This window comes from Flavobacterium plurextorum, from assembly GCF_024638035.1.
GTDB lineage: Bacteria > Bacteroidota > Bacteroidia > Flavobacteriales > Flavobacteriaceae > Flavobacterium > Flavobacterium plurextorum.
In genome coordinates, this window is sequence record NZ_CP100442.1 from 979590 (window position 1) to 1003478 (window position 23889).

The window sequence follows — 23889 nt, forward strand, 5'->3', positions numbered from 1 at the left end:
ACATTTATTTCTGTAAGCTCTCAGATAGCTGAGAGCTGTATATATTTTTTAATTCTCCACTTTTACGATAGCCATTTTCCCGTTATATGGTTTAGATCCTTTAGCTTCTAATGCCTTAGTTGCTTCTGGCAATCCATCGAACTTATCGTAATAGATGTAATATTTACTTGTTGTAACGTTGTAGAAGAAATTAACATCTGCACGTCCAGCTGCTACAGCTTTTCTTAAGAATTCATCTCTTTTTTCAACGCTGTTGTGAACAGCAATAATTAAATAATAACCATTATCAGAATTTTTAATATTCTTAATAATCTGCATATTCGACTGGTCTTCACCAAAATCAAAGTCACTTGCTTTCAATGGTGTACTGCTTAATTTTGTTGTCTCTTTTATACGTTTAAGAGCAGCAACGTCCTGTGCATATCTTCCTTGATCATTTTCATAAGCTGCACGTTTAATTCTACGTTTTTTCTCAATCTCTGTTTCAGTCTTAATACGCTCCAAATTCGAAAGCAGAACCGCACTGTCTTGCTCCATTTTTAACTGTGCTGCTTTTAACTCATTTATCTTATCTAGATAAGCTTTATTTAAAGCGTCATTTTTATTTGGAACTTTTTTAAGTCTTTCGTTGTACAAATTAGTCAGCTTTGCAATCTCTTCTTTTTGCATTCTGCTTGCATCTGCAAGCTTTCCTTTCAACGCTTCTAACTGACTGTTTTCGGCAGCGACGCTTTTAAATGGTTTTGGCTCTTTATAAATACCTTTTTCACTTAAATCGTTTTCTTCTCTTAAGTCGTTCAAGTCTCTTTGTTTATTAGCTACTGTTGTATTAAACTGAGACAATAAATCTTTCTGTACTTTACTTGAACTTTCTAACGATTGTGTTAAGTTTTCAATAGCTTTAGCAGTATCGTCTTTTGGAGTTGCTGCCACTCTTGCGGCAGCTTCAGCTGCTAATCTTGCCTGAAGAGCTTCAGCGTCTGCTTTCGCTTTAGCATCTGCTAATAATTTTGCTTCACGTGCTTCTTCTGCTAATCTTAACTGTCTCGTTTCTTCTTCCGCTTTCATTTTTTCAGTCGCTTCTGCATCAGCTTTAGCTTTGGCATCTGCTAATAATTTAGCCTGAGCCGCCTCCATATCTGCTTTTGCTTTTGCATCAGCTGCAAGTTTTGCTTGACGCGCTTCTGCATCCGCTTTTGCTTTTTCATCCGCTGCTTGTTTTGCTCTAAGAGCTTCAGCATCTGCTTTGGCTTTAGCATCTGCAGCTAACTTAGCTTGTAGTGCTTCTGCATCTGCTTTAGCTTTTGCATCGGCTGCAAGTTTCGCCTGTAAGGCTTCTGCGTCAGCTTTAGCTTTCGCATCTGCTGCAAGTTTAGCTTGAAGTGCATCGGCTTTAGCTTTTGCCTCAGCATCAAGTTTTGCTTTTTCTTCAGCGGCTTGTTTTGCTTTCAGAGCTTCAGCATCGGCTTTCGCTTTTGCATCTGCAGCTAATTTAGCCAAGCGAGCTTCTTCAGCTTGTTGTAGTTGTTTAGCTTCTGCGTCTGCCTTTGCTTTCGCACTTGCTTCTGCATCAGCTTTCACTCTAGCATCGGCAATTAGTTTCGCTTGTAATGCGACCATATCGGCTTTTGCTTTAGCTTCTGCTGCCAATCTCGCTTGTTCTGCTTCTGCATCAGCTTTCACTTTTGCTTCAGCTGCCAGTTTCGCTTGTAATGCTTCGGCATCTGCTTTTGCTTTAGCCTCAGCAGCCAGCTTAGCTTGAGCATCGGCTTTTGCTTTAGCATCAGCTACTAATTTTGCTTGAAGTGCTTCAGCATCGGCTTTCGCTTTTGCTTCTGCGGCAAGTTTTGCTTGTGCTTCGGCATCTGCTTTTGCTTTAGCATCTGCAGCCAGCTTAATTTTTAAAGCTTCTGCATCAGCTTTCGCTTTTGCTTCTGCCGCTATTAATGCTTGTCTTGCTTCGGCATCTGCTTTTGCTTTTGCATCGGCAGCTAATTTTTCTTTTAAGGCCGCATCCGCAGCTGCTTTCGCTTTTGCATCTGATGCAAGTTTCGCCTTATTTGCAGCATCAATTGAAGCTTTAGTTTTTGCTTCAGCTGCAGCTTTTGCTTTTGCTTCGGCAGCTAACTTAGCTTGCAATGCATCCGAATCTGCTTTTGCTTTTGCATCTGCAGCAAGTATAGATTGTAAATCTGCTTCTTCTGCTTTCGCTTTAGCTTCCGCTTTTCGTTTTGCTTCAGCTGCGTCGGCCTTAGCTTTATCATCTGCTGCTAATTTTATTCTTAATGCTTCCGCATCTGCTTTGGTCTTGGCATCAGCCGCAAGTTTAACTTTAAGAGCCTCTGCATCTGCTTTTGCTTTATCAGCTGCTAACTGCGCTTGTGTTTTTTGTGGAGCTGCACTAGCTGCTGCAGGTTTATTTGCAATTGCTTGAGCTCTCGCTGCTGCAGCTGCATCAACTCTTGCTTTATTATCTGCGGCAAGTTTAATTCTGCGCGCTTCAGCATCTGCTCTGGCTTTATCTGCAGCCAATTGTGTTTGTGTTTTTTGTGTTGTGGCAACTGCTCTATTTGCTGTTGCGGTTTGTGCTCTCGCACTGGCCGCGGCATCGGCTTTCGCTTTAGCATCGGCTGCTAATTTTATCTTAATAGCTTCTGCATCTGCTTTCGCTTTATTATCTGCTTCTAATTTTGCTTTTGCTGCGGCTTCGGCATCAGCCTTCACTTTTTCTGCAGCAGCAAGTCTAGCTTGTTTTGCTTCTGCATCAGCAATAGCTTTAGCTTCAGCTGCTAATCTAGCTGTTTCGGCACCACTCACTCTCGTAACTGGAGCACTTGTAGTTTTCTTAGCCATTACTGGTTTTGGTTTTGCAGGATCTATTAATGAACCTTCTTCATCTTCACCGTAATAGTAATTTTTACTTTTAAATTTATATGCAATTGCAAACTCATGAGAACCTCCCATATTGGTGAAATTTCCCATTCCTCTTTCATAATTGTATTCGATCGAAATGCTAGGCGAAATATTAACCCCTAAACCAGCCGAAATTCCATATAAAGTATTATATCCTGCCTGCGCCCAAACTCCTTGCGGAATAGCAAGCATAGCAAGTCCAGAAATAACTGTTTTATCTTTTTTAATCTCTGTTTTTACAAGTCCCGAAAATTTACTTCTGTCAAAAAAACCAAAACTATCCAAATAACCCGTGTACATTCCGTGCAATTGTATGGCTCTTTCGGGATCATCCTTTACCATTCCTGAACCAAAATTGTAAAGCACTAAGTTGTTTATCGATAATCCGAAATCTAGAAAAGCAGTTCCGTAATTAATACCTGGATTAACAGTTAATAAAGTATTTGAGGGATATTCTCCGTTTAGAACTTCAATATCATCTGAAACGATTTTACCTCTGTCTAATCCGCTTTTATAAACACCTGCATTCAAACCGAATGTTAAGTTGCTGTCTTCTTGTAAAACGATGTTGTGAGCAAAATTTCCGACTCCGCCAAAAACGGTCATTAAACCATAATTTTGTTGAAATAAACCAAAAGCGAAAGCTTCATTTTCTCTAAAACGACCTGAGTAACCCACCAAATAAGTTTGCGGCGCATTGTCAAATTGTACCCATTGTCTTTTATTATAAAAACTTGCATAGGCATTTGTTTCTCGAACAAAACTAAACGCTGGGTTAATTAAATATCTGTTGAACTTTAAAGAATTTCTTATAGGCATTGAAAACGAAACAACTCCATTCTCATTTTGTTCCTGAGAATAGAGTGCATTTGAAAAACCGTAAAATAAAGTTATGAATAGTAAAATTTTCTTCATCTTATTTAATCACAGTTATTGATCCTTTTTTTTCACCGGTGTCTGATTGAATGACATAGTAATATACTGGATTTACATTTTTAAAATCTATTGCCGTCTGCGGCCAATCGCCTTGATAGTTGTAAACATCAAGCACTTTTTCGCCGTTTGAACTTAGAATAATTACTTTAGTACTAGCATTTTTATAAGCATCAGGAATATTCCAATATGGATTTGTACTGCTGAGCTTAATTATATTCTGAATAACTGTAGATGGTGCTGTTGGACCAGTAACTTTAAAACTAAATTCCTGAGAAGATATACATCCTGTAGTCTGTGAAATTTTTGCTTTATAGTTACCAGGTGCGGCTACCAAATATGATCTTGATCTTGCTCCTGCGATTACATTTCCGTTTAATGACCACTCATACTCTGGATTAGCAGCGTTTGTAGTAAGGCTCACATTAACCGTTTCACCTTCATTAAGAGAAGTAGTATCTGCAACATCTATACTTGCTGTAAATCCGTTACTTTTAAGATCGATAGATCCTGAAGCACTGCAGCCTCCAAAATCGACATCAACGGAATAAACACCAGATTCATTTGTGGCATATGAACGACCTACAGCATCTTTAATCGCAACTCCATTCCTTTTCCATTGATACTTATTTCCTGCGGTTGCTGTTAAAATTGTACCTGTGCCGTTTGAACAAAAAGGATTTCCTAAGTTTGAATCGATTGTAACGCCAGAACCTCCGCTCGAAGTAGCGACTGTCACTTTGTTTGAACTAATATTAACATCTGAACATTTACCGTAATTGACCACAACATAGTAACTCCCTGCTGTATTTACAACAAGGTCTTTACCGCTTTGACCAGCAATAGCAATATCGTCTTTATACCACGTATATGTAAGTTTTGTAAAGTTTAAAGGTGATGAATTAGGTATAGAAGGTGTACTATTATCTATTGAAAGAGTTACACTTCCGCCTGGACAGATCGTTACATTAGTATTTTGATTATTAATAAAGAATTTAGATTCAAAATCTTTATAATAAACAGGAAAAGAAGTGTCTCCAATAGAGTTTTTAAATCGAACACTTGTAACAGGAGATGCTCCTGAACTTTTAACTCTCAATCCGTACAAATCTGAACCGGTCAAACTTACAGGAACTGCAAATTTTATCGTTTTCTGTGTAGAACTAACATCCACAGCATCTAAAAAAGTTGTTGCTATAGGATTATTTGAATTGTCTAAAATTTCTATGACAAATGTGGTTCCAGCAGGAAAATTAACATAACTAAATGATGCATAAAACTCATTAAATGAACTTCCCGCACATAACTTTTCCAATCCATCAAGCTGCTTTGGAATAATAGTCTGCCCATAAGAACTCGATTTAGTAAATAGAATTATGCTAAATAAAATAAGTAATCTGGTAAAAGAAAAAGTAATTTTTTGAATCATATAGTACGTGTTCTAGATAAGTCTATACGTTCAAAAAATAAGATATCTATGAATGTTTCTGAAAAATCATATTTATAGTTCTCAATAATATCTTTTGCAAGAATTGAAGTTGCACTAATTAATGAATTTTCATTACAGTCTGCACTTAGATCCTTCATTTCAGTTGCAATAGTAAGGCTGTCCTTGGGGGTGGACAGCCCTGCTATAAACTGATTAGAATTCTCTAATTGACTGATCCCTTTAGCAGGATCATTTTTTTGGTTTGTCGCTTTAAACGAAGTCAAACTGCACTGAGCTTCAACAGAAACTATAGATTCTGTTGTTGCAGCACTTTGTGCATATAGACTTAACGATATAGGCGAAAACAAAAATATTGTATATAAAAAATACTTTTTTGTAGATTGAGCCATTATGTCTTGATCTTTATTTGGTCCGGTTGAGACGATACATAAATTGTGTCTGGGGACTTTATTAATAAAATTTACGCGTTGAAATAAAAATCGAAATCTATTTATCTATTGCCGCTTGAAGCTGTGATTTTTCCTAATTGTAATCTAAAATCTGGTTTTTTAGCGTTGAAAATGTCAATGAATGTTTCCTTGTTGCTGCTTTGAGAATAAACGTTAAAAAACACGCTGTTTCCGTACCAGCTCTCTAAATCTTCATTGTTAGAATTGTACTCTGTAAAGATATTTCCTTTACATAGGTTGAAGTACATTTCTTCAAATTTGATTTTTTTAAGATTAGCATCATTGATCTCCGTTTTACTGTCTAACAATACAGCAGGATTAAATCCAGAGATTACACTTCTTTTCATTTCAAGAGAAGCGTTTTCGGCTACATAAACAGCCTCTTTTACTAAACCTGATTGAATATCAGCATTGATGTTTTCACTGTCGTTAAGCATTGTGATATTCGTAGCAACAACAAGCGTTTGTTTTTTAGTAAAATCTGTTTCACTTTTCTTTTCATATGATTTTACTTCCATACAACGAGATCCATCTTTGTTACTAGACAAGTAAGATGATCTAACAGCTAATGAATTGTATAAACGACATTGAACTCCTTGAGTAAATTTGTAATCGTCGTTGATTGATTTATAAGAAACAAATTTTGTAGCATTTACATCACCTCCAAAGAAAGCAAATGAATCTCCTCCAGAGTAGCTTACCATTACATTTTCTAAGATTGTTTTACTACCAACTCCAGCGATAGTTAATCCGTTGAAAGTATCTAAACCTTTAACTTTTTTTCCAGCAAATTCGATTCTAACAAATCGCATTATACCAGAATTTGAAGCTGTATTATCACCACCGTAAGTAGTAAGAGTTGGGTCAAGATCTAGATTATAAGAACCTACATTTCCAAATTTGTTAATTGGAGCATCTCCAAGAATAACAACTCCACCCCAGTCTCCAGCTTTTTTCAAGCTTCTGTTAGAAGTAAAAACAATTGGATCAGTTTCTAAACCATCGGCCATAATTTGTGCACCTTTAGTAACTACCAATGTTCCTTTTGTTTCAAAATCACCAATAATTAATGTTCCTGGTTCAATTGTTAAAACTGCATTATTTGTAACATACACGTTACCTTGCAAAACATAAATATTCCTCTTCAGCAATTTTGTGTTAACAGAAATGTTTCCTGCTAAAATTTGGTTTGCTTCTCCGTAATCTACTTTGTTAGGCTTAAATTCGGTCCAGTTGTTTAACCAATTGGTGTAGCCCATAATTCCTTTCTCTTGTTGAGCACTCATACTTGTGACTGTCAAAAAGATACAGATCATTTGAGTAATTTTTTTCATGATAAGGGGGGTATTGGGGGTTAATAATAAATTTGGGTATGCGTAAATGAAAAAACTCATCTCGAAATTTTCTGTTGGTATCCAGAACACATCGAGAACGAGTTAATTTTCTTTCTTCTTTCAAAATGCAGTATGAACTTAAAAGCCGTACAAGCATCAAAAAAGTGATTTAAAATATTTTTATAAAAATTACATTTCGTTCAAATCGTTGAATTCGTGTAAAGATTTCAATGTACTTTCGTAAAATAAAATTGCTGCGATTAAGTTTCCTTTATCTGAATATGGCATCATTTTTCTTTGAAATTCTACCGTAGTGTCTAAGAAATTTGTTGTGCCAACAGCCTGAGCATCTAAAACTTTTTTGTGTTCGTTATCGTCTGGAATACCTAAGTCTGCCATTGTAACACCTGGTTTTGTAACCAACGCAATGTAAGGGAGAGTTTTTACTAAAACTTTTATTCGTTCAATGTATAACTCTAACAATTCTCCTTTTTGCATACCACTCAATTCTTTTTGATCGTGATATTTACGAATAAGAGCTGTCGTACTAATTATACTTCTTGGAGCATTCTTTGCCTGAGCTGAAGCAGCTGCAGTTGTCAAGATAAAAAATGCACTTAATAAAATAATTTTCCCTTTCATAAATTCTTATTAAATAATTGGTTGTTGATGAAAACAAAAATATAGAAATTAACTTAAATTGCAACTTTATTGATTTGTTTTTTCAAAAAAAAAGCTTAAAAAAAGCTTAAAAACCAGCGTTATGTCGAGAAAATGTGCGTTTTACCGTGCTTTCTGTTAAAATTGTTAAAATCCAAACCGTAAGATTTAAGCCATAAAAAATAGAGCAAAATCTACTCTAAATAACCAAAAAAAACATATGTTCGTCATTTTTTTGAAAAAAATATTAACAAAAAAGTCTTGATATTTACTCGCGTGAACTATTTTATTAACAAAAGTCCGTTAACAAACCGCAAATATTTTTATAAAAATCCATCAGAATCTCATAAATTAAAGCAGCAGCATAATCTTTATCTGGAAAATTTTTGACTACATCATTTTCTTCTATCTTTGCTTCATGCAATTTTCACAAATTTTAGGTCAGGATTACATCAAAAGCCATTTAATAAAAAGCGCGTCTTCTGGACGAATTCCGCATGCACAATTATTCATCGGCCCCGAAGGAAGCGGTACATTATCGACAGCAATTGCTTATGCGCAGTATATTTTGTGCAATAACTCTGGAAATGAAAACGAAAATGGTAACGATTCCTGTAACCTGAAATTTCAAAATATATCGCATCCCGATCTGCATTTTATTTACCCTACGGTTACAACCGAAGATGTAAAAACAAAACCAAAAAGCTTAGATTTTATTCAAGATTGGCGAACCTTCATTCACGAAATGCCCTACGGCGGATTATTTGACTGGTATAAAATACTTGGCGTTCAAAACAAACAAGGAGAAATAAGAGTTGAAGATGCGCAGGAAGTTTTAAAATCACTTTCACTGAAATCATACGAAGGCGGTTATAAAATTATGATCATTTGGATGGCTGACAAAATGAATATTGCAGCTTCAAACAAACTATTAAAACTTCTGGAAGAGCCTTCGGATAAGACAATTTTTATTCTGATTTCTGAAAATGAAGAAGATATTATTCAAACCATACGCTCTCGATGTCAAGTAATTCACTTTAACGGACTGCCGGAAAAAGTAATTGCCGAAGCTTTAATTTCAAAAGAAAATCTCGACGAAAAATCAGCTTTCAAAATTGCACATCAAGCTCAAGGAAATTTCAATAAAGCACTTCATCTGCTCAAAGAAGATGATTCTGAATATCCATTTGAACAATGGTTTGTCAATTGGGTTCGCGCCGCTTTTAGAGCAAAAGGAAATGCTGCCGCAATTCAGGATTTAATTTCCTGGAGCGAAGAAATTGCAGGACTTGGCCGCGAAAGCCAAAAAAAGTTTATTCAGTTTTGTATTGAAATGTTTCGTCAAGCACTTTTGCTTAACTATCAAGCGCCAACTTTGGTTTATATTGAACCTAAAGTAGACAAATTTAAACTGGAGAATTTCGCGCCTTTTGTAAACGGCAATAATATTCATGAAATTTTCAAAGAACTTTCAGATGCGATGTATCACATTGAAAGAAACGGAAATGCAAAAATAATCTTAACCGATTTATCTATAAAACTGACTCGTTTAATTCACAAAAAATAATTTTCAGATGAATAATGCCGCCTCTATTTTATTATTAGCATTTTTAGCCATAACTTTTTTACAATCAGGTTATGAAAAGATTTTTTATTGGAAAGATAATGTTGAATGGCTTAAAGGTCATTTTGCCAAAACACCTCTAAAAAACCAAGTTCCTCTTGCCCTATTTCATTTATTAATATTAGAATTAATTTCTGGTGTTTTATGTGTAGTTGGAGCAATTCAATTGTTAACAAACAGCGGCCGAGAATATGGCTTTTATGGAGCAATTTTCTCTTGTATTTGTTTGTTAATGATGCTTTTCGGACAAAGATTAGCAAAAGATTATGATGGTGCAAGAACCATTGTAATTTATTTTATTCCTGCTGTAATGGCAGTTTATTGGTTGAATTAGTCGACCATAATTTTAAAAAAGTAAGCCGCAATTTAAAAGATTTTTAAATCTGGAAACGGCGTAAGAAAATAAAATTTTATCAAAAAATGAATGCAAAACATCCTTCAGAATCCCTAACTATTTTAACCGATTTAGTTTTACCAAGTGAAACAAATCCTTTAAACAATCTATTTGGCGGTGAGTTACTTGCCCGTATGGATCGTGCAGCAAGTATTGCGGCACGGAGACATTCTCGCCGAATTGTAGTAACGGCATCTGTAAATCACGTTGCTTTTAACAGAGCTATTTCACTAGGAAGTGTTGTAACTGTTGAAGCAAAAGTATCAAGATCTTTCAAAAGTTCGATGGAAGTTTTCATTGATGTTTGGGTAGAAGATCGCGAATCTGGAAGCAGAACAAAAGCAAATGAAGCCATTTATACTTTTGTTGCTGTTGATGATACTGGAAGACCTGTTGAAGTACCGCCAATATTACCAGAAACTGAACTTGAAATACAACGATTTGATGCAGCTTTGCGCCGTAAACAGCTGAGTTTAGTTCTTGCTGGTAAAATGCAACCGTCTGACGCCACAGAACTAAAGGCTTTGTTTCTATAGTAAAATTTGTTACAATTTGTGACAATCTGAGTCGCCTAAACTTCAAAAAAAAGAAGTATTTTTACCAAATTACAAGCCTAAAAAAATAAAAATCAGGACACTGTTTACTCTTTTAGATTTTTATTAAAAAGAAACAAAATAACAATTTTAGACAAAATAAAAAGATGAGTTCAGACAAAGAAGCCAAATTAAAAGCGTTACAATTAACGCTTGATAAACTTGACAAAACCTACGGAAAAGGAACCGTAATGAAAATGGGCGATAAAGCCATCGTGGAGGTAGAAACGATTTCTTCTGGCTCACTTGGCGTTGATTTAGCTCTTGGGGTAAATGGTTATCCAAAAGGAAGAATTATTGAAATATACGGTCCAGAATCATCTGGTAAGACTACATTAACATTACATGCTATTGCCGAAGCTCAAAAAGCAGGCGGTATTGCTGCATTTATCGATGCAGAGCATGCTTTTGATAGAAATTATGCTGAAAAATTAGGTGTAGATATCGAAAACCTAATTATCTCACAACCAGACAATGGAGAACAAGCTTTAGAAATTGCTGAAAACCTGATTCGTTCTGGTGCAATTGATATTGTTGTTATTGACTCTGTTGCCGCTTTGACTCCAAAAAGTGAAATTGAAGGTGAAATGGGAGATTCGAAAATGGGTCTTCACGCACGTTTAATGTCTCAGGCTTTAAGAAAATTAACGGGAACAATTAGTAAAACTAACTGTACTGTTTTCTTTATCAACCAGCTGCGTGAAAAAATTGGTGTAATGTTCGGTAATCCTGAAACTACAACTGGTGGTAACGCATTAAAATTCTACGCTTCAGTTCGTTTAGATATTCGTCGTTCATCTCAAATTAAAGACGGTGAAAACGTTATTGGAAACAGAACAAAAGTTAAAATCGTTAAAAACAAAGTTGCACCGCCTTTTAAAACTGCCGAATTCGACATTATGTACGGAGAAGGAGTTTCTAAAACTGGTGAAATTCTTGACTTAGCGGTTGAATTTGAAATCGTTAAAAAAGCAGGATCTTGGTTTAGTTACGGAGATACAAAATTAGGACAAGGACGCGATGCTGTAAAAGCCTTAATTAAAGATAATCCAGAACTAGCTGATGAATTAGAAGTAAAAATTAAAGCGCACATCAAAGAATTAGCAAACGCTTAAATAATTAAAAATCTGTAATTTAAAGATTTGATAAATACCACCCGACGAGTTAACTTGTCGGGTTTTTTATTTATAAAACAAATTATATACTTAATCTAACTAACTATGCTAAACAACATCCACAAATTTTTTGATAATTTTAATACCCTATTTTATTGGTTATTAATACTCACAACTTGGCTGCTTGCGGGAGATATTTCGGGAAATTTATTCTTAAACAAACCACTAAGCATTATTCTAGAAACACTAAAAATTGATGATTTGCTAGTCATTTTTGTATCTCAAATTGTATTTATTCTAACCTCTTTGATTATTTACGAAATCATAAAAATTACAGCCTTATTCATCTCAAAAAATTCACCAGAAAACACTAAAGATGATATTTCTAGGCAATACATGAGCTATGATGAATTAATTAATACAGCAGTAAAAAATAACAATCAAACAATGTATAATTATTCCAAAGATTTTCAGAATGAAATTAAGCACTTTCAAAATCAAAAACATTTATGTTTCACCATTATTCTACTGATAATCATAAGTTTGTTTCTTGAAAAAAGCATTATCAATATAATTTCGGAAAATTTTAATAATTATAGTTTCTCGAAAAGATCATTTCTATCATTAATTATAGTTTTTGATCTTCTAGGGCTGTTATTTTTCTTTACCAAAAACATGAAAATATCAGTTATTAGACGTAAAAACCAAGATTCTTCGGGTTTCGATAAGTTATGAAATAACTAAAAATGAATATTTTACTACTTTTAAATTAAAACCCTCCACACTGATAAACCTTTCAATTTTTTTATTTTCAAAAAAAAACAGAAAAACAACGCAACCATTTTCAAATTAACCCATCTAATAAATAAAATTAATATTTGGGCAGGTATTTGCCATAAATACCTATTCGACGGTTTTTAGAATAAATTTGGTTGGTTAAGGTACGAATCCGTTAGTTTTTGCTGACGGATTTTGCCACCTTATTATTTTTTTTTATTCCTTGACGCAACCTTTTTCAATTTTTACAATCTACTATTATGTGACGTTAACTGAGTTTTAAACTCTTTATTACCAACCTTATAATATTTTAACCATGAAAGAGAAAATAGAAGTGTTGTACAGTAAAAACCGAAAAAAAACCAAATTGAAATTTAAAAAAGTGCTGCGTTTTATCTCAGAAAAAATAATTCATAGATAAACTTCTTTAAACATAAAAGGACGTTTTTAATTCAAAAAGAAAACCCGATATCCTTTAAGCTGGATATCGGGTTTTATATAATTATTTTTTAGAATCTTTTTTCTCAAACTCTAACAATTCTTTGTAAATCAATTGTCTGACTTTGTCTCTAAGCTCTTTTCGGTTTTCAGAAGTCAGCCCATTCGTTTCAACAAATGGTAAAACTTTTACCCTCATTTTTCCTGGACTGCCGCTAAAAAAAGTATATGAAAAACGTTCTTTATTGTCTGGATAAACGATTGGAACAATTGGAATTTGATGATCAATAGCCAGTCTAAAAGCACCGTCTTTAAACTCATCCAGCAAAACACTTTCATCATCTGGAACTCCGCCTTCTGGAAAAATACAAATACTCAAACCTTGATTTAAACGACTCTGAGCACGTTTAAAAACCTCATTTTTACTTCGGGAAGAATTTCTATCGACCAAAATACAAGTTCTTTTATAGAAAAAACCAAATAACGGAATTTTTACAAGTTCTTTCTTTCCCACAAAAACAAAAGGATTCTTTATGATAGCAAGCGTCAACATGATGTCTGTCATCGAAGTATGATTAGCGACAATCATGTAGCTTTTGTGCTTAATGAGTTTCTGTTCGCGCTTTACTTTGTAATAAAAACCCATCCCGTAAAGGATAAATTTAGCCCAAATACGAGCCATTTTAAAGAAATAAGGATAACCCTTCTCTGAGAGAATAGAAATCACTAAAAACGGCAGCATAATAATTATTGGAATGGCCATTAAAACATAAAACCAAATACGCCATAAAATCCAAAAAACAATTTTAAATCCTTTCATGGTTTCAAATGTAAGAAAACAGAAATGAATTTTAAATAATACAACCCGAAGTATTTTTTTACCACGAAAAACTTTGTGTTCTCAACGGTAAAAACGCCATCTGATAAAAAAATAAACTTTGTGGTTATAAAAAAACATCACGACATTTGCAAATACAGAATAAGAAAAACAAGAATGGCAAAAATACTTACTGGTGTTCAGAGTACTGGAACGCCGCACTTAGGCAATTTATTGGGAGCGATTATCCCTGCAGTTGAGTTATCGAATAATCCAGCAAACGAATCTTATTTGTTTATAGCTGATTTACATTCAATTACACAAATTAAAGATGGTAAAACTTTAAGAGAAAACACATATAGTACTGCCGCTGCTTGGCTTGCCTGTGGTTTAAATCCTGATAAAGTTACCTTTTACAGACAATCTGATGTGGCTCAAACAACTGAATTGACTTGGTACTTAAGCTGTTTTTTTCCTTTTCAACGTTTGACTTTAGCGCATTCTTTTAAAGATAAAGCAGATCGTTTAGATGATGTAAACGCTGGACTTTTTACATATCCGATGTTAATGGCTGCTGATATTTTACTTTATGATGCAGAATTTGTTCCAGTTGGAAAAGATCAGATGCAGCATTTAGAAATCACGCGTGACGTCGCTTCACGTTTCAATCATCAAATGGGCGAAACATTTGTTATTCCAGAAGTTAAAATTCAAGAAAACAGTATGTTAATTCCTGGAACGAATGGCGGAAAAATGAGTAAATCTGCCAATAATATTATCAATATTTTTCTTGATGATAAAGTTTTACGCAAACAGGTTATGAGTATTGAAACTGACAGCACACCGCTTGAAGATCCTAAAAATCCAGATACTTGTAATGCTTTTGCTATCTATTCACTATTGGGAACAGAAGAGCAAATTGCTGAAATGAGAGCCAATTATTTAGGCGGAAATTATGGTTATGGTCATGCCAAACAAGCTTTGTTTGAATTGATTACAGAAAAATTTAAAACAGAAAGAGAAAAATACAATTACTACATAAACAATCTTGATGAAGTTGATGCGCTATTGAAAAAAGGTGCAGCAAAAGCTTCTGTTGTTGCTGATGGTGTTCTTGCCAAAGTAAGAGATGTTCTTGGGTTTCAAAAATAATTTATCAAGCCTGACAGATTTAAAAACCTGTTAGGCTTTTTTGTTTTAAACCGCTTCAAACAACTTTCCTGGCAAAGGACGAATAATGCCCTTCAATTCCATATTTAAAAGCGTTCCCGATAATTTGAATAATGGCAGATCACATTCTATCGCAATTATATCCAGCAATTCTTTACCGTTTTTAAGTAAAAAATCATAAATCTTCTGTTCACATTCATCTAAATCCACAAACAATTGTTTCTGCACTGTTTTTAGCTTGTTTTTAACGTCCCAGTTTAAAATATAAACCAAATCGGCAGCAGAGGTCAAAACATTTGCTTTTTGCGTTTTAATGAGGTTATTACAGCCTTGACTGTATTTATCAGTGACACGACCGGGAACAGCAAATACATCACGATTGTAATCGTTGGCCAAATGTGCCGTAATAAGCGATCCTCCCTTATCTGCAGATTCTATCACAATTGTAGCTTCACTCATTCCCGCAACAATGCGGTTTCGGCGAACAAAATTTTCTTTATCTGGATTTGATGAGCTCCAAAACTCAGTAATAAAACCACCATTTTCCTCAATTTTCGCCATATACTTTTTGTGCGTTTTCGGATAAATTTGGTTTAAACCGTGTGCCAAAACTCCAATTGTCTGCAAATTGTTTTCCACAGCCAATTGATGCGCCACAATATCAACACCGTACGCAAAACCACTTACAATTACAGGATCTAAAGGCACAAGATCTTCAATCAACTTCCGACAAAATTCAGTTCCATACGATGTTATTTGTCGCGTGCCTACTATGCTGATAATCTTCCTATTTTTTAAATTTATATTTCCAGAAGAAAAAATCAATACTGGAGAATCAATACAATGTTTAAGTCTATCCGGATAATCATCGTCTTGAAAAAAAGAAACTTTCAAACCATCCGCCTTTATAAATTCAAGTTCTTTACTGGCTTTTTCAAATATAGTTTTGTCTTTCAAATTTTTCATTAAAACGCTTCCAACTCCATCGATAACAGCAATTTGATTTGATTTTGCTTTAAAAATAGTTTCAGCATCTCCAAAATTAGAAAGCAATTTTTTAGCCATTATATCCCCTACACCATCCACCTTCATTAAGGCTAATAAATAAAACAATTCTTGATCTGACATCTCTTTATAACATTATGTAAAATAGAAACAAAAACTAAAGCAATTTAATCGTACAAATATGAATAAAATAAAGTAATTTCTTAATAAATATTTAAATTTAACTTTCAGCGCATTAATTAAAATGACAACAAAAATTCTTAAATTATTGAAAACGAATTGTCTATAAAAAAAGCCGAATTGTTAATAAAAATTGTGAATAAAATTTTGATAACTATATTCATTACCTAACTTTGTTTCTATGAAAATCGAAACTTACATCGCACAGTTATTGTATCGTTATCAGTGTGTAACGGTTCCAGGGTTTGGAGCATTTTTAACCGAAATTCAATCGGCACAGCTTAATGAAAGCACAAATTCATTTTTTCCACCAAAAAAAATGATCTCTTTCAACAGTCATCTTAAAAACAATGATGGACTATTGGCTAATCATATATCGCATGCAGAAAGTACAACGTATGGTTTTGCTGTAAATGCTATTGCTGCTGAAGTTCAGAGTTGGAAAAAAACACTGGAAGAAAACGGAGTTATAAGTTTAAAAAACATTGGAGAAATCCGTCTTAATTCTGAAAGCAATATCATTTTCACACCAAATGATCAAACTAATTTTTTAACGACTTCATTCGGATTAAGTCCGTTTGTTTCGCCATTGATTAAGAAAGAGAATTTTGAGCAAAAACTGGAACAGCTTGAAAAAGAAAGCGTTTCGTTATATGAAAATGAAGAAGGAAGATCATCACGAACTTTCTTAAGATATGCTGCTATTTTTGTTCTTGGTTTAGGAATTACCGGAAGTATTGGATACCCGCTTTACCAAAATCAAATTGCGGCACAAACTCTTGTTGTAGAAGGTGTTGTACAGAAAAAAGTTCAAACTAAAATACAAGAAGCAACTTTCTTTATTGAAAATCCTTTACCTGCTGTAACTCTTGCAGTTGATTCAGCAAAAGTAGAAACTCCTGCAGAAAAAGTAATGCCTTATCATATTATGGCAGGCGCTTTTAGAAGTGAACAAAATGCAAGAAAAGCTTATAACCAATTGATTAAAGATGGTTATCAAGCTAGAATGCTTGGAGAAAACAAACACGGCTTATTTCCTGTTTTATACGGAAGTTATGCTACCATGAATGAAGCGCAAAAAGCGCAAAAAGAAATACAAAAAGGCGAAAATCCTGATGCCTGGATTCTAGTCGAAAATTTATAAAAAACTAAAGCCTGTTCTACTCATTGAACGGGCTTTTTTTTGCCCTATTCTCTCCTTAAAAAGTCCTCTTTAGAACCGTAATCTAGTAACGCAGGTATATTTTTGTTCTTCAACAATTTAAAGAACATTATGTAATGAAACCAACTTTACGATTTTTATTCGCTTTATTATTCATTCTAAATTCCAATTCATTTTTTGCACAAGAAAAAACAGAAAAAGAAACTCAGAAAGAACAATCTGATTATACCAAAAGACTAATCAACGAGCGGCAAGCCTTAAAAAAAGAGCAAAAAAGAATTGATAATCATCTTCGAGATCTAAAAAATTCAGAAAAAGATATTGAAAACACCTCTAATAAAATCGAAAAACTAGAAGCGAAACAATCCAAACTAGAATCAAAAATCAATACTATATCATTATCTCCAGAAGATCTACAAAAACAAAAAATTAAGATCAAACAAGAAGATATTGAAATTGAAAAGCTTAAACTAAAAAAGATACAACAACAAAACAAAATGGAAAGTCTAAAAGCGCAGTATTAAAACAAAAAATCCTATTTCAATTTGAATAGGATTTTTTGTTTCTCGTGGAACTTATAAAAAGCTATTTGTAAAGTACTTTATAAACTATAAAATAATCTAATAATTACCTTATAATCTATTTTATACAATTAATTTATACTGGCTTTAAACATTTTAAGTTCATCCCAACTAAACTCATCGCCGTGTTTTTCTTTTAAACCATTAAGCGATTCTTCTTGATAAAACTGAAAAGCTTCACGCAGCGCAAGAATTTTGTCGTAAGGAAGAACATCAGAAATATCAACTTTCTTGGCCTGAATAAGTTTTACCAAATGCATTTCGACTGTTTGAACCGTCAATTTTCTAAGTCTTGCAATATCTTCAACAGAGTTTTTTTCCAGCCATAGTTCGTGGGTTTCTTCTACAGTGGTCTTTTTTGGGCCTTTTTCGGCTGTTTTATCCACTTTTTTAGAGATATAACGCGTTACTGGCTCTTCGGCTTGAAACATGTCTGTATTCGCCATTTTAAAGTCTTCTTTGATTCTAGAAACTTTATCTGTTTTATAATTTTTTATCGCTGGAGAAGTTAATTTTTCTTTGCAAATTGTTTCACGGGAAACGACTACTTCAATTAGTAATTTTGCCTTCATCAAACGCAAGACTGCTTTTGTTTGTAAATCATCCAATAAAGCTAATTCTTCGTAAAATTCTTTTACCTTTTTAAATTTTTGAATTTCAGCCATTTTACTCAAAAGGTCTGTAACTAATTTATCCATCGGCTTAAAAAAGTAATCATAAGCCGCTGTAACTCTTTCCTGCACAAACAATAAATCAACCGTTTCTTTACTGAATATTTTATTTAGCTGCTGCACAAATTTCTCCGATGGATTTATAAGCGAATCTATTGTTTCCAAACGTTTATGAGCCCACACAGAATGCTTAGATTTTTCGGAACTAGCAGCATTTTCGTTATAACTAAAACGATGATTGCGCCATTCCTGCGCTAAATCTGCCCAATTGAAACTATTAATCAAATAGTTATGAATAAAATTTTTAGTTTCAAAATGAAGAGAATTCTTCAAAACATCTTCTGTTGCTTTGTTCAAAGAATAATCCATCACATCTTGATCGTTGGAAAGACCATTCATTTGTATCGGAGAAAGCAAAATAAGCCCATTTAAGGACGTTAACCGCGATAATGCTACATATGCCTGACCAGGCAGAAAAACTTGCGATACATCGAGCGCAGCTTTCTCAAAAGTTAATCCTTGACTTTTATGCACTGTAATTGCCCAAGCCAATTTTAAAGGATAATGTGCAAATGTGCCTAAAACCTCTTCTTCGATTTCTTTTGTAAGTTCATTTACCTTGTATCGAATGTTTTTCCATTCGTATTTCTCTACTTCAATAGTTTTGTTCTCTTCTGGAAAATGAACAAAGATTTCTTCTGGTGAAAGTGATTTTATAACGCCCATTTTTCCATTGAAATAGCGTTTCTCAAAAGACAAATCGTTTTTAACAAACATTACCTGCGCTCCCACTTTCAGTTTTAAACTTTCTTCAACTGGAAATATTTTTTCTGGAAAATCTCCAACTACAAAAGGCTGATATGTAAACTCATTTCCTGATAAATCATTGATTGCCTGCTCGTTAATAGTATCTGCCTTTGCATTATGTGTTGTAAGTGTTATAAAACCAGGATTGTTTTTTAAATCAAAATCCGGCTGAACATATTGATTTAAAACCTGTACATCTTCTTTTGTAATTTGATTATTACGCAGATTATTTAAAACAGAAATAAAAACATCATCGCTTTGACGGTAGATTTTAGATAATTCAATGTACAAAGGCGGATTCTGTGTGATAACGTGTGAATGAAAAAAGAATTTTCCTTTGTAATAATTGCGAAGTGTGCGCCATTCTTCATCCCGAATTACTGGCGGTAATTGCAATAAATCTCCAATAAAAAGTACTTGAACCCCGCCAAAAGCACGCGTATTTTTGCGAACTGTCTGCATCATAAAATCGATAGCGTCTAGTAAATCAGCGCGTAACATACTAACTTCATCAATAATCAATAATTCCATATTCCGAATCACGTTTCGCTTAACGTTATTCATCTTAAAATGCCTGCGCAGAGATTCTTTATTCTCGAATTTCACAGTTTCAGTAAACTGAGAACTTTCTTGATAAGTGGGCAAAAAAGCCGAAAACGGCAGCTGAAACATGGAATGAATTGTTACACCGCCGGCGTTAAGCGCAGCAATTCCCGTAGGAGCCACAACAACAGTATTTTTATGAGTAGTCGCAATGATTTCGCGCAGTAAAGTCGTTTTTCCTGTACCAGCTTTACCGGTTAAAAATATCGATTTTTGCGTTTGATTTATAAATTGCAAGGTATAAGCTGCAGCTTCTGAAACGTTTTGCATTAGGCGGGTATTAAAGGTCAAAAATATCGCATTTTTATAAAAGAAAAAAACCTAAATCAACTGGGTGATTTAGGTTTTTCAATTTAGTTAGTTAGTTTGGCAGTTTATTTTTTAGCCTCTTCTTTTACAGCTGGTTTATCTTCTGTTTTAGGAGAAGCTTTGTATTTATCATTCAAAGCTTTAACAACTTCTTTTGTAATGTCGTACTTATCTTCAGCATACAATATTGAAGCTGCATCACCAGTACCGTAGATATAAGAATATCCGTTTTTCTTACCGTAATCTTTAATAAATTTTTTAACTCCGCTTACTAGAGAATCCATTTCTACACCGCTCTCTTGCTGCAATTGCTGAGATAATGCTTGTTGAGCATAACCTAATTGCTGCTCTCTTTTTTGCAATTCAGCGCCTCTTTGCTGCGCCCATTGCTGACCATTAGCTTGTGCTTGACTTTGAAAATTAGCAGCGTCTTGTTTAAAACGAGTAATTTCAGCTTGAAGTTGTCTTCCCTTTTCTTCTGCTTGAGCTTTGTATTTAGCTTCAAGGTCTTTTGCTTCAGTGTACTCTTTCATTAAAACTGAAGTATCTACGTAAGCTGTTTTTACTTCCTTAACTTCGGCTGCTTTATCACATGAAACAACAAAAATTGAAAGTGCGATAATTACTAATGCTTTTTTCATTTCTAAATTTCTATTTTTTTTAAAGTATTAAAGACAAAAATATAAAAAAATAAATAGCATCCACATAAAGTTTAAAAAATGCTAAAATTTTATGATATTGGTTTTATTTATCGAGTTAAAAGCTACTATAAAATATCACTATTAAAAGTGGCTATCATAGCTTTTCTCAGAGGAATTATCTCAAAAAAGACAATACAAACCCTCGGTTACCCTCGAAAAACGCCTTAAATACGCTTATTTTGCGTTTTGGTTGTTTTTTAGCACATAAATATGCGACGAATACTCTTTTGTACTTGACGCTTTTAAATTTGATCGCAATCCGATAAAAAATGCACTAATAAAATTCATTTTTCCAGTTTTGTATTTTTCTGATAAAAGACTCACATAAAAAGAATCAAATTTCATTGGCAGAACCTTTTCTAATTTCATATCAACTTTTTCAAAAAGTGATTGAATTGATTTTTTTGAAAAATGCCAAAAATGAATTGGCACATCATAAGCTGCCCAAAAAGATTTATAATATTCCGCATCAAAAGATTTAAAGTTTGGAACCGCAACAATTAATGTTCCAGTTGGTTTCAATAATCGTTTCAATTCTTGAATTTGAAGCTCTAAATTTGGTACATGTTCTAAAACATGCCACATTGTTACAATATCAAAAGAATGACTTTCGAGATCACTAATTTCATGCACAAACGAAATCCCTTTTTGAATTGCAATATTTTTTGCTCTTTCGCTTGGCTCTACTCCAACAGTTTCCCAACCATCATTTTTTGCAGTCAATAAAAAATCACCTGTTCCAGCACCAATATCTAAAATTCTTCCTTTATGAATTTGTTCAGCATTGATTAAATTCAGTTTATTCTTTAAAGCAATATTTTTTACAAAATGATATGCTTTCTCAAATAACGAACGTTTATTGTCTGTATGCGAAATATAATCTTCACTTTCGTAATATCTTCCCAAATTTGCCAAATCGGGCTGCGGTGAAGTAATCAGCATATCTAGATTTTCATCGTAATATAAATTGAAAATTTCTTTTGAAACAGAATGGTCTTTTACAGTAAGAAAATGTTTTTTGTTTAAAACGTCCATTTTTAAATTAATAGTTTTAGTAGGTGCGTATAATTTAGACAAACCGAAGCTCGACTAATCTTGATTTGATATGATTTCAAAATTGTAGAGATGGACAATTGTCCATCTCTACAATTCTATAATTTATTCTCTATTTTTTTCATAAAACGATATTTTTATAAAAATCGTTTCACGTGGAACAAAATTATTCTTTTCAAGTTTACATTGTTTCAATTTCTAAGTTCATTCAGAACAAAACAAAACAAAATTTCAGATTCCAATATACTTTGAAACCTGAAACTTGAAATAATTTATTTATCGTCCCATATAAATTAAAAGCACAGAAATATCACTTGGCGACACTCCGCTGATTCTTGAAGCTTGAGAAATTGTAACTGGTCGAATTTTTCCCAATTTTTGTTTTGCTTCAATCGACATTGACTTAATTTTATTATAATCAAAATTCTCTGGAATTTTTACTTCTTCTAAACGAGTTAACTTATCAGCGTTATTTCTTTCCTTTTCGATATAACCAGAATACTTAACTTGAATTTCGGCTTGTTCTAATATTTCTCTGTCTAGATCATTCTCCTCAACATACGCTTTCACTTTTTCGAATTTCAGCATATCTTCTAAATCAATCTGCGGACGAGAGAAAACTTTAAACATTTTATCACCTTGTGTAATTGGTGCCGTTTCCTTCGCTTCTAAAATTGGATTTGTCTCCGCGACCGAAACACTTGTTTCTTTAAAAAATGCAACCATCTTTTCAGACTCGTTTAATTTCTTTTCCATTCTTCGCAAACGAGCTTCAGAAGCAAGACCAATTTCATGAGACATTGGCGTTAATCTAAAATCTGCATTATCTTGGCGCAATAAAGTTCTATACTCCGCTCTTGATGTAAACATACGATATGGTTCTTCGGTTCCTTTCGTAATCAAGTCGTCGATCAAAACCCCAATATAAGCTTCATCACGTTTTAAAATTAATGGCGCTTTTTCATGCACTTTCAAATGCGCATTTATTCCGGCCATCAAACCTTGCGATGCTGCTTCTTCATATCCTGTCGTTCCATTAATTTGTCCAGCAAAATATAACCCTTCAACCAACTTCGTTTCCAAAGTATGTTTCAATTGTGTCGGCGGGAAATAATCATACTCGATTGCATAACCCGGACGAAAGAATTTCACTTTCTCAAAACCCGCAACAGAACTCAACGCTTTAAATTGAATATCCTCCGGAAGCGAAGTCGAAAATCCGTTTACATAAACTTCACAAGTATTCCATCCTTCTGGCTCAACAAAAAGTTGATGACGTTCTTTATCCGCAAAACGATTAATTTTATCTTCAATCGACGGACAATATCTTGGACCTAAACTTTTGATTCTTCCATTGAACATTGGCGAACGATCAAAACCTTCTCTCAAAATATCATGAACTTCAAGCGAAGTGTATGTCATGTGACAAGATCTTTGATGTGTCAACGGAACAGTTAAATCCGAATAAGAAAACTTATCCGGTTTCGCATCTCCTTTTTCTTCATTCATTTTAGAATAATCCAAAGAACGTCCATCAACTCGAGGCGGCGTTCCTGTTTTCATTCTTCCAGCTTCAAATCCAGCTTTCACTAAATCTTCAGTAATTCCAGTTGCAGCACTTTCGCCTGCTCTTCCTCCACCGAATTGTTTTTCCCCAATATGAATTAATCCGTTCAAAAAAGTTCCGTTTGTCAACACCACCGATTTTGAACGAATTTCAACTCCAAGCGAAGTTTTGATTCCTTTTATCTTTCCGTTCTCAATAATCAACCCTTTTACCATCTCTTGGTAAAAATCTAAATTTGGAGTTCCCTCCAACATCATTCTCCATTCCTCTGCAAAACGCATTCGATCACTTTGAACTCTTGGCGACCACATTGCTGGTCCTTTTGATTTGTTCAACATCTTAAACTGAATTGCAGTTCGATCTGATACAATTCCAGAGTAACCTCCAAGCGCATCAATCTCACGAACGATTTGTCCTTTTGCAATTCCTCCCATTGCAGGATTGCATGACATCTGAGCTATGTTCTGCAAACTCATTGTAACCAATAAAGTTTTGGATCCTAAATTTGCGGCCGCTGCCGCGGCTTCAGATCCTGCATGACCAGCGCCAACTACAATAACATCGTATTCTTCTAAAAACATTT

20 protein-coding genes are annotated in these 23889 nt (G+C 34.0%); 8 read left to right on the plus strand and 12 right to left on the minus strand.

The window, feature by feature from the left end:
* Nucleotides 1-48 precede the first annotated feature (48 nt).
* The 6 genes from NLG42_RS04535 to NLG42_RS04560 form a co-directional block, all read right to left on the minus strand.
* Entirely contained in the window at nt 49-3828 is a 3780-nt protein-coding gene (locus NLG42_RS04535) for a PorP/SprF family type IX secretion system membrane protein (RefSeq protein ID WP_257683111.1), read from the minus strand.
* 1 nt (nt 3829) lies between these two features.
* A complete protein-coding gene (gene sprC / locus NLG42_RS04540; RefSeq protein ID WP_257683112.1) occupies nt 3830-5275 on the minus strand; it encodes a gliding motility protein SprC in 1446 nt (481 codons plus the stop codon).
* The gene (locus NLG42_RS04545; RefSeq protein WP_089056994.1) at nt 5272-5685 is read right to left on the minus strand and encodes a hypothetical protein; all 414 of its coding nucleotides are present in this window, start codon (nt 5683-5685) and stop codon (nt 5272-5274) included. The genes sprC and NLG42_RS04545 overlap by 4 nt, the downstream gene beginning before the upstream one ends.
* Before the next feature lie 101 nt (nt 5686-5786).
* Nucleotides 5787-7079, minus strand: a complete 1293-nt coding sequence (locus tag NLG42_RS04550) for a hypothetical protein (protein ID WP_089056993.1) — start codon at nt 7077-7079, stop codon at nt 5787-5789.
* A 189-nt stretch (nt 7080-7268) separates the two neighbouring features.
* Nucleotides 7269-7721, minus strand: a complete 453-nt coding sequence (locus NLG42_RS04555; RefSeq protein ID WP_089056992.1) for a hypothetical protein — start codon at nt 7719-7721, stop codon at nt 7269-7271.
* 307 nt (nt 7722-8028) lie between these two features.
* Nucleotides 8029-8163 carry a hypothetical protein gene (locus NLG42_RS04560; protein WP_257683113.1) on the minus strand — a complete coding sequence of 45 codons (135 nt, stop codon included), beginning with the start codon at nt 8161-8163 and terminating at the stop codon, nt 8029-8031.
* On the opposite strand from NLG42_RS04560, the gene NLG42_RS04565 reads away from it, so the two are divergent.
* From NLG42_RS04565 to NLG42_RS04585, 5 genes are all read left to right on the plus strand, one after another.
* A complete protein-coding gene (locus NLG42_RS04565) occupies nt 8158-9306 on the plus strand; it encodes a DNA polymerase III subunit (RefSeq protein WP_089056991.1) in 1149 nt (382 codons plus the stop codon). The genes NLG42_RS04560 and NLG42_RS04565 overlap by 6 nt on opposite strands.
* A 7-nt stretch (nt 9307-9313) precedes the next feature.
* On the plus strand, nt 9314-9697 hold the full coding sequence (locus NLG42_RS04570; RefSeq protein ID WP_089053499.1) for a DoxX family protein: 384 nt from the start codon (nt 9314-9316) through the stop codon (nt 9695-9697).
* Nucleotides 9698-9783: 86 nt separating this feature from the next.
* Nucleotides 9784-10293, plus strand: a complete 510-nt coding sequence (locus tag NLG42_RS04575) for an acyl-CoA thioesterase (RefSeq protein ID WP_089056990.1) — start codon at nt 9784-9786, stop codon at nt 10291-10293.
* A 164-nt stretch (nt 10294-10457) separates the two neighbouring features.
* A complete protein-coding gene (gene recA / locus NLG42_RS04580; RefSeq protein WP_089053501.1) occupies nt 10458-11465 on the plus strand; it encodes a recombinase RecA in 1008 nt (335 codons plus the stop codon).
* 105 nt (nt 11466-11570) lie between these two features.
* A complete protein-coding gene (locus NLG42_RS04585; RefSeq protein ID WP_099717867.1) occupies nt 11571-12200 on the plus strand; it encodes a hypothetical protein in 630 nt (209 codons plus the stop codon).
* Nucleotides 12201-12744: 544 nt separating this feature from the next.
* On the opposite strand, the gene NLG42_RS04590 is transcribed toward NLG42_RS04585, so the two are convergent.
* The gene (locus NLG42_RS04590; RefSeq protein ID WP_099717866.1) at nt 12745-13500 is read right to left on the minus strand and encodes a lysophospholipid acyltransferase family protein; all 756 of its coding nucleotides are present in this window, start codon (nt 13498-13500) and stop codon (nt 12745-12747) included.
* 174 nt (nt 13501-13674) lie between these two features.
* Here NLG42_RS04590 and trpS point away from each other — a divergent pair, with 174 nt between their 5' ends.
* Nucleotides 13675-14649 (plus strand): tryptophan--tRNA ligase, encoded by a 975-nt coding sequence (gene trpS, locus NLG42_RS04595; protein WP_089053503.1) that lies wholly within the window; start codon nt 13675-13677, stop codon nt 14647-14649.
* 45 nt (nt 14650-14694) lie between these two features.
* Here trpS and dprA read toward each other — a convergent pair whose 3' ends face one another.
* Nucleotides 14695-15795, minus strand: coding sequence for a DNA-processing protein DprA (dprA, locus tag NLG42_RS04600; RefSeq protein WP_257683114.1), 1101 nt, complete (start codon nt 15793-15795; stop codon nt 14695-14697).
* Between the two features lie 238 nt (nt 15796-16033).
* Here dprA and NLG42_RS04605 point away from each other — a divergent pair, with 238 nt between their 5' ends.
* A complete protein-coding gene (locus NLG42_RS04605) occupies nt 16034-16996 on the plus strand; it encodes an HU domain-containing protein (protein ID WP_257683115.1) in 963 nt (320 codons plus the stop codon).
* 134 nt (nt 16997-17130) lie between these two features.
* Nucleotides 17131-17538 (plus strand): hypothetical protein, encoded by a 408-nt coding sequence (locus NLG42_RS04610; RefSeq protein WP_257683116.1) that lies wholly within the window; start codon nt 17131-17133, stop codon nt 17536-17538.
* A 128-nt stretch (nt 17539-17666) separates the two neighbouring features.
* On the opposite strand, the gene NLG42_RS04615 is transcribed toward NLG42_RS04610, so the two are convergent.
* The 4 genes from NLG42_RS04615 to mnmG all read right to left on the minus strand — a co-directional run bounded on the left by NLG42_RS04615 (nt 17667) and on the right by mnmG (nt 23887).
* On the minus strand, nt 17667-19946 hold the full coding sequence (locus NLG42_RS04615) for a helix-turn-helix domain-containing protein (RefSeq protein ID WP_257683117.1): 2280 nt from the start codon (nt 19944-19946) through the stop codon (nt 17667-17669).
* Nucleotides 19947-20050: 104 nt separating this feature from the next.
* On the minus strand, nt 20051-20626 hold the full coding sequence (locus NLG42_RS04620) for an OmpH/Skp family outer membrane protein (protein WP_089059882.1): 576 nt from the start codon (nt 20624-20626) through the stop codon (nt 20051-20053).
* Nucleotides 20627-20860: 234 nt separating this feature from the next.
* Nucleotides 20861-21721, minus strand: coding sequence for a class I SAM-dependent methyltransferase (locus NLG42_RS04625; protein WP_257683118.1), 861 nt, complete (start codon nt 21719-21721; stop codon nt 20861-20863).
* A 294-nt stretch (nt 21722-22015) separates the two neighbouring features.
* A complete protein-coding gene (gene mnmG / locus NLG42_RS04630; protein WP_089059883.1) occupies nt 22016-23887 on the minus strand; it encodes a tRNA uridine-5-carboxymethylaminomethyl(34) synthesis enzyme MnmG in 1872 nt (623 codons plus the stop codon).
* Nucleotides 23888-23889: the final 2 nt, after the last annotated feature.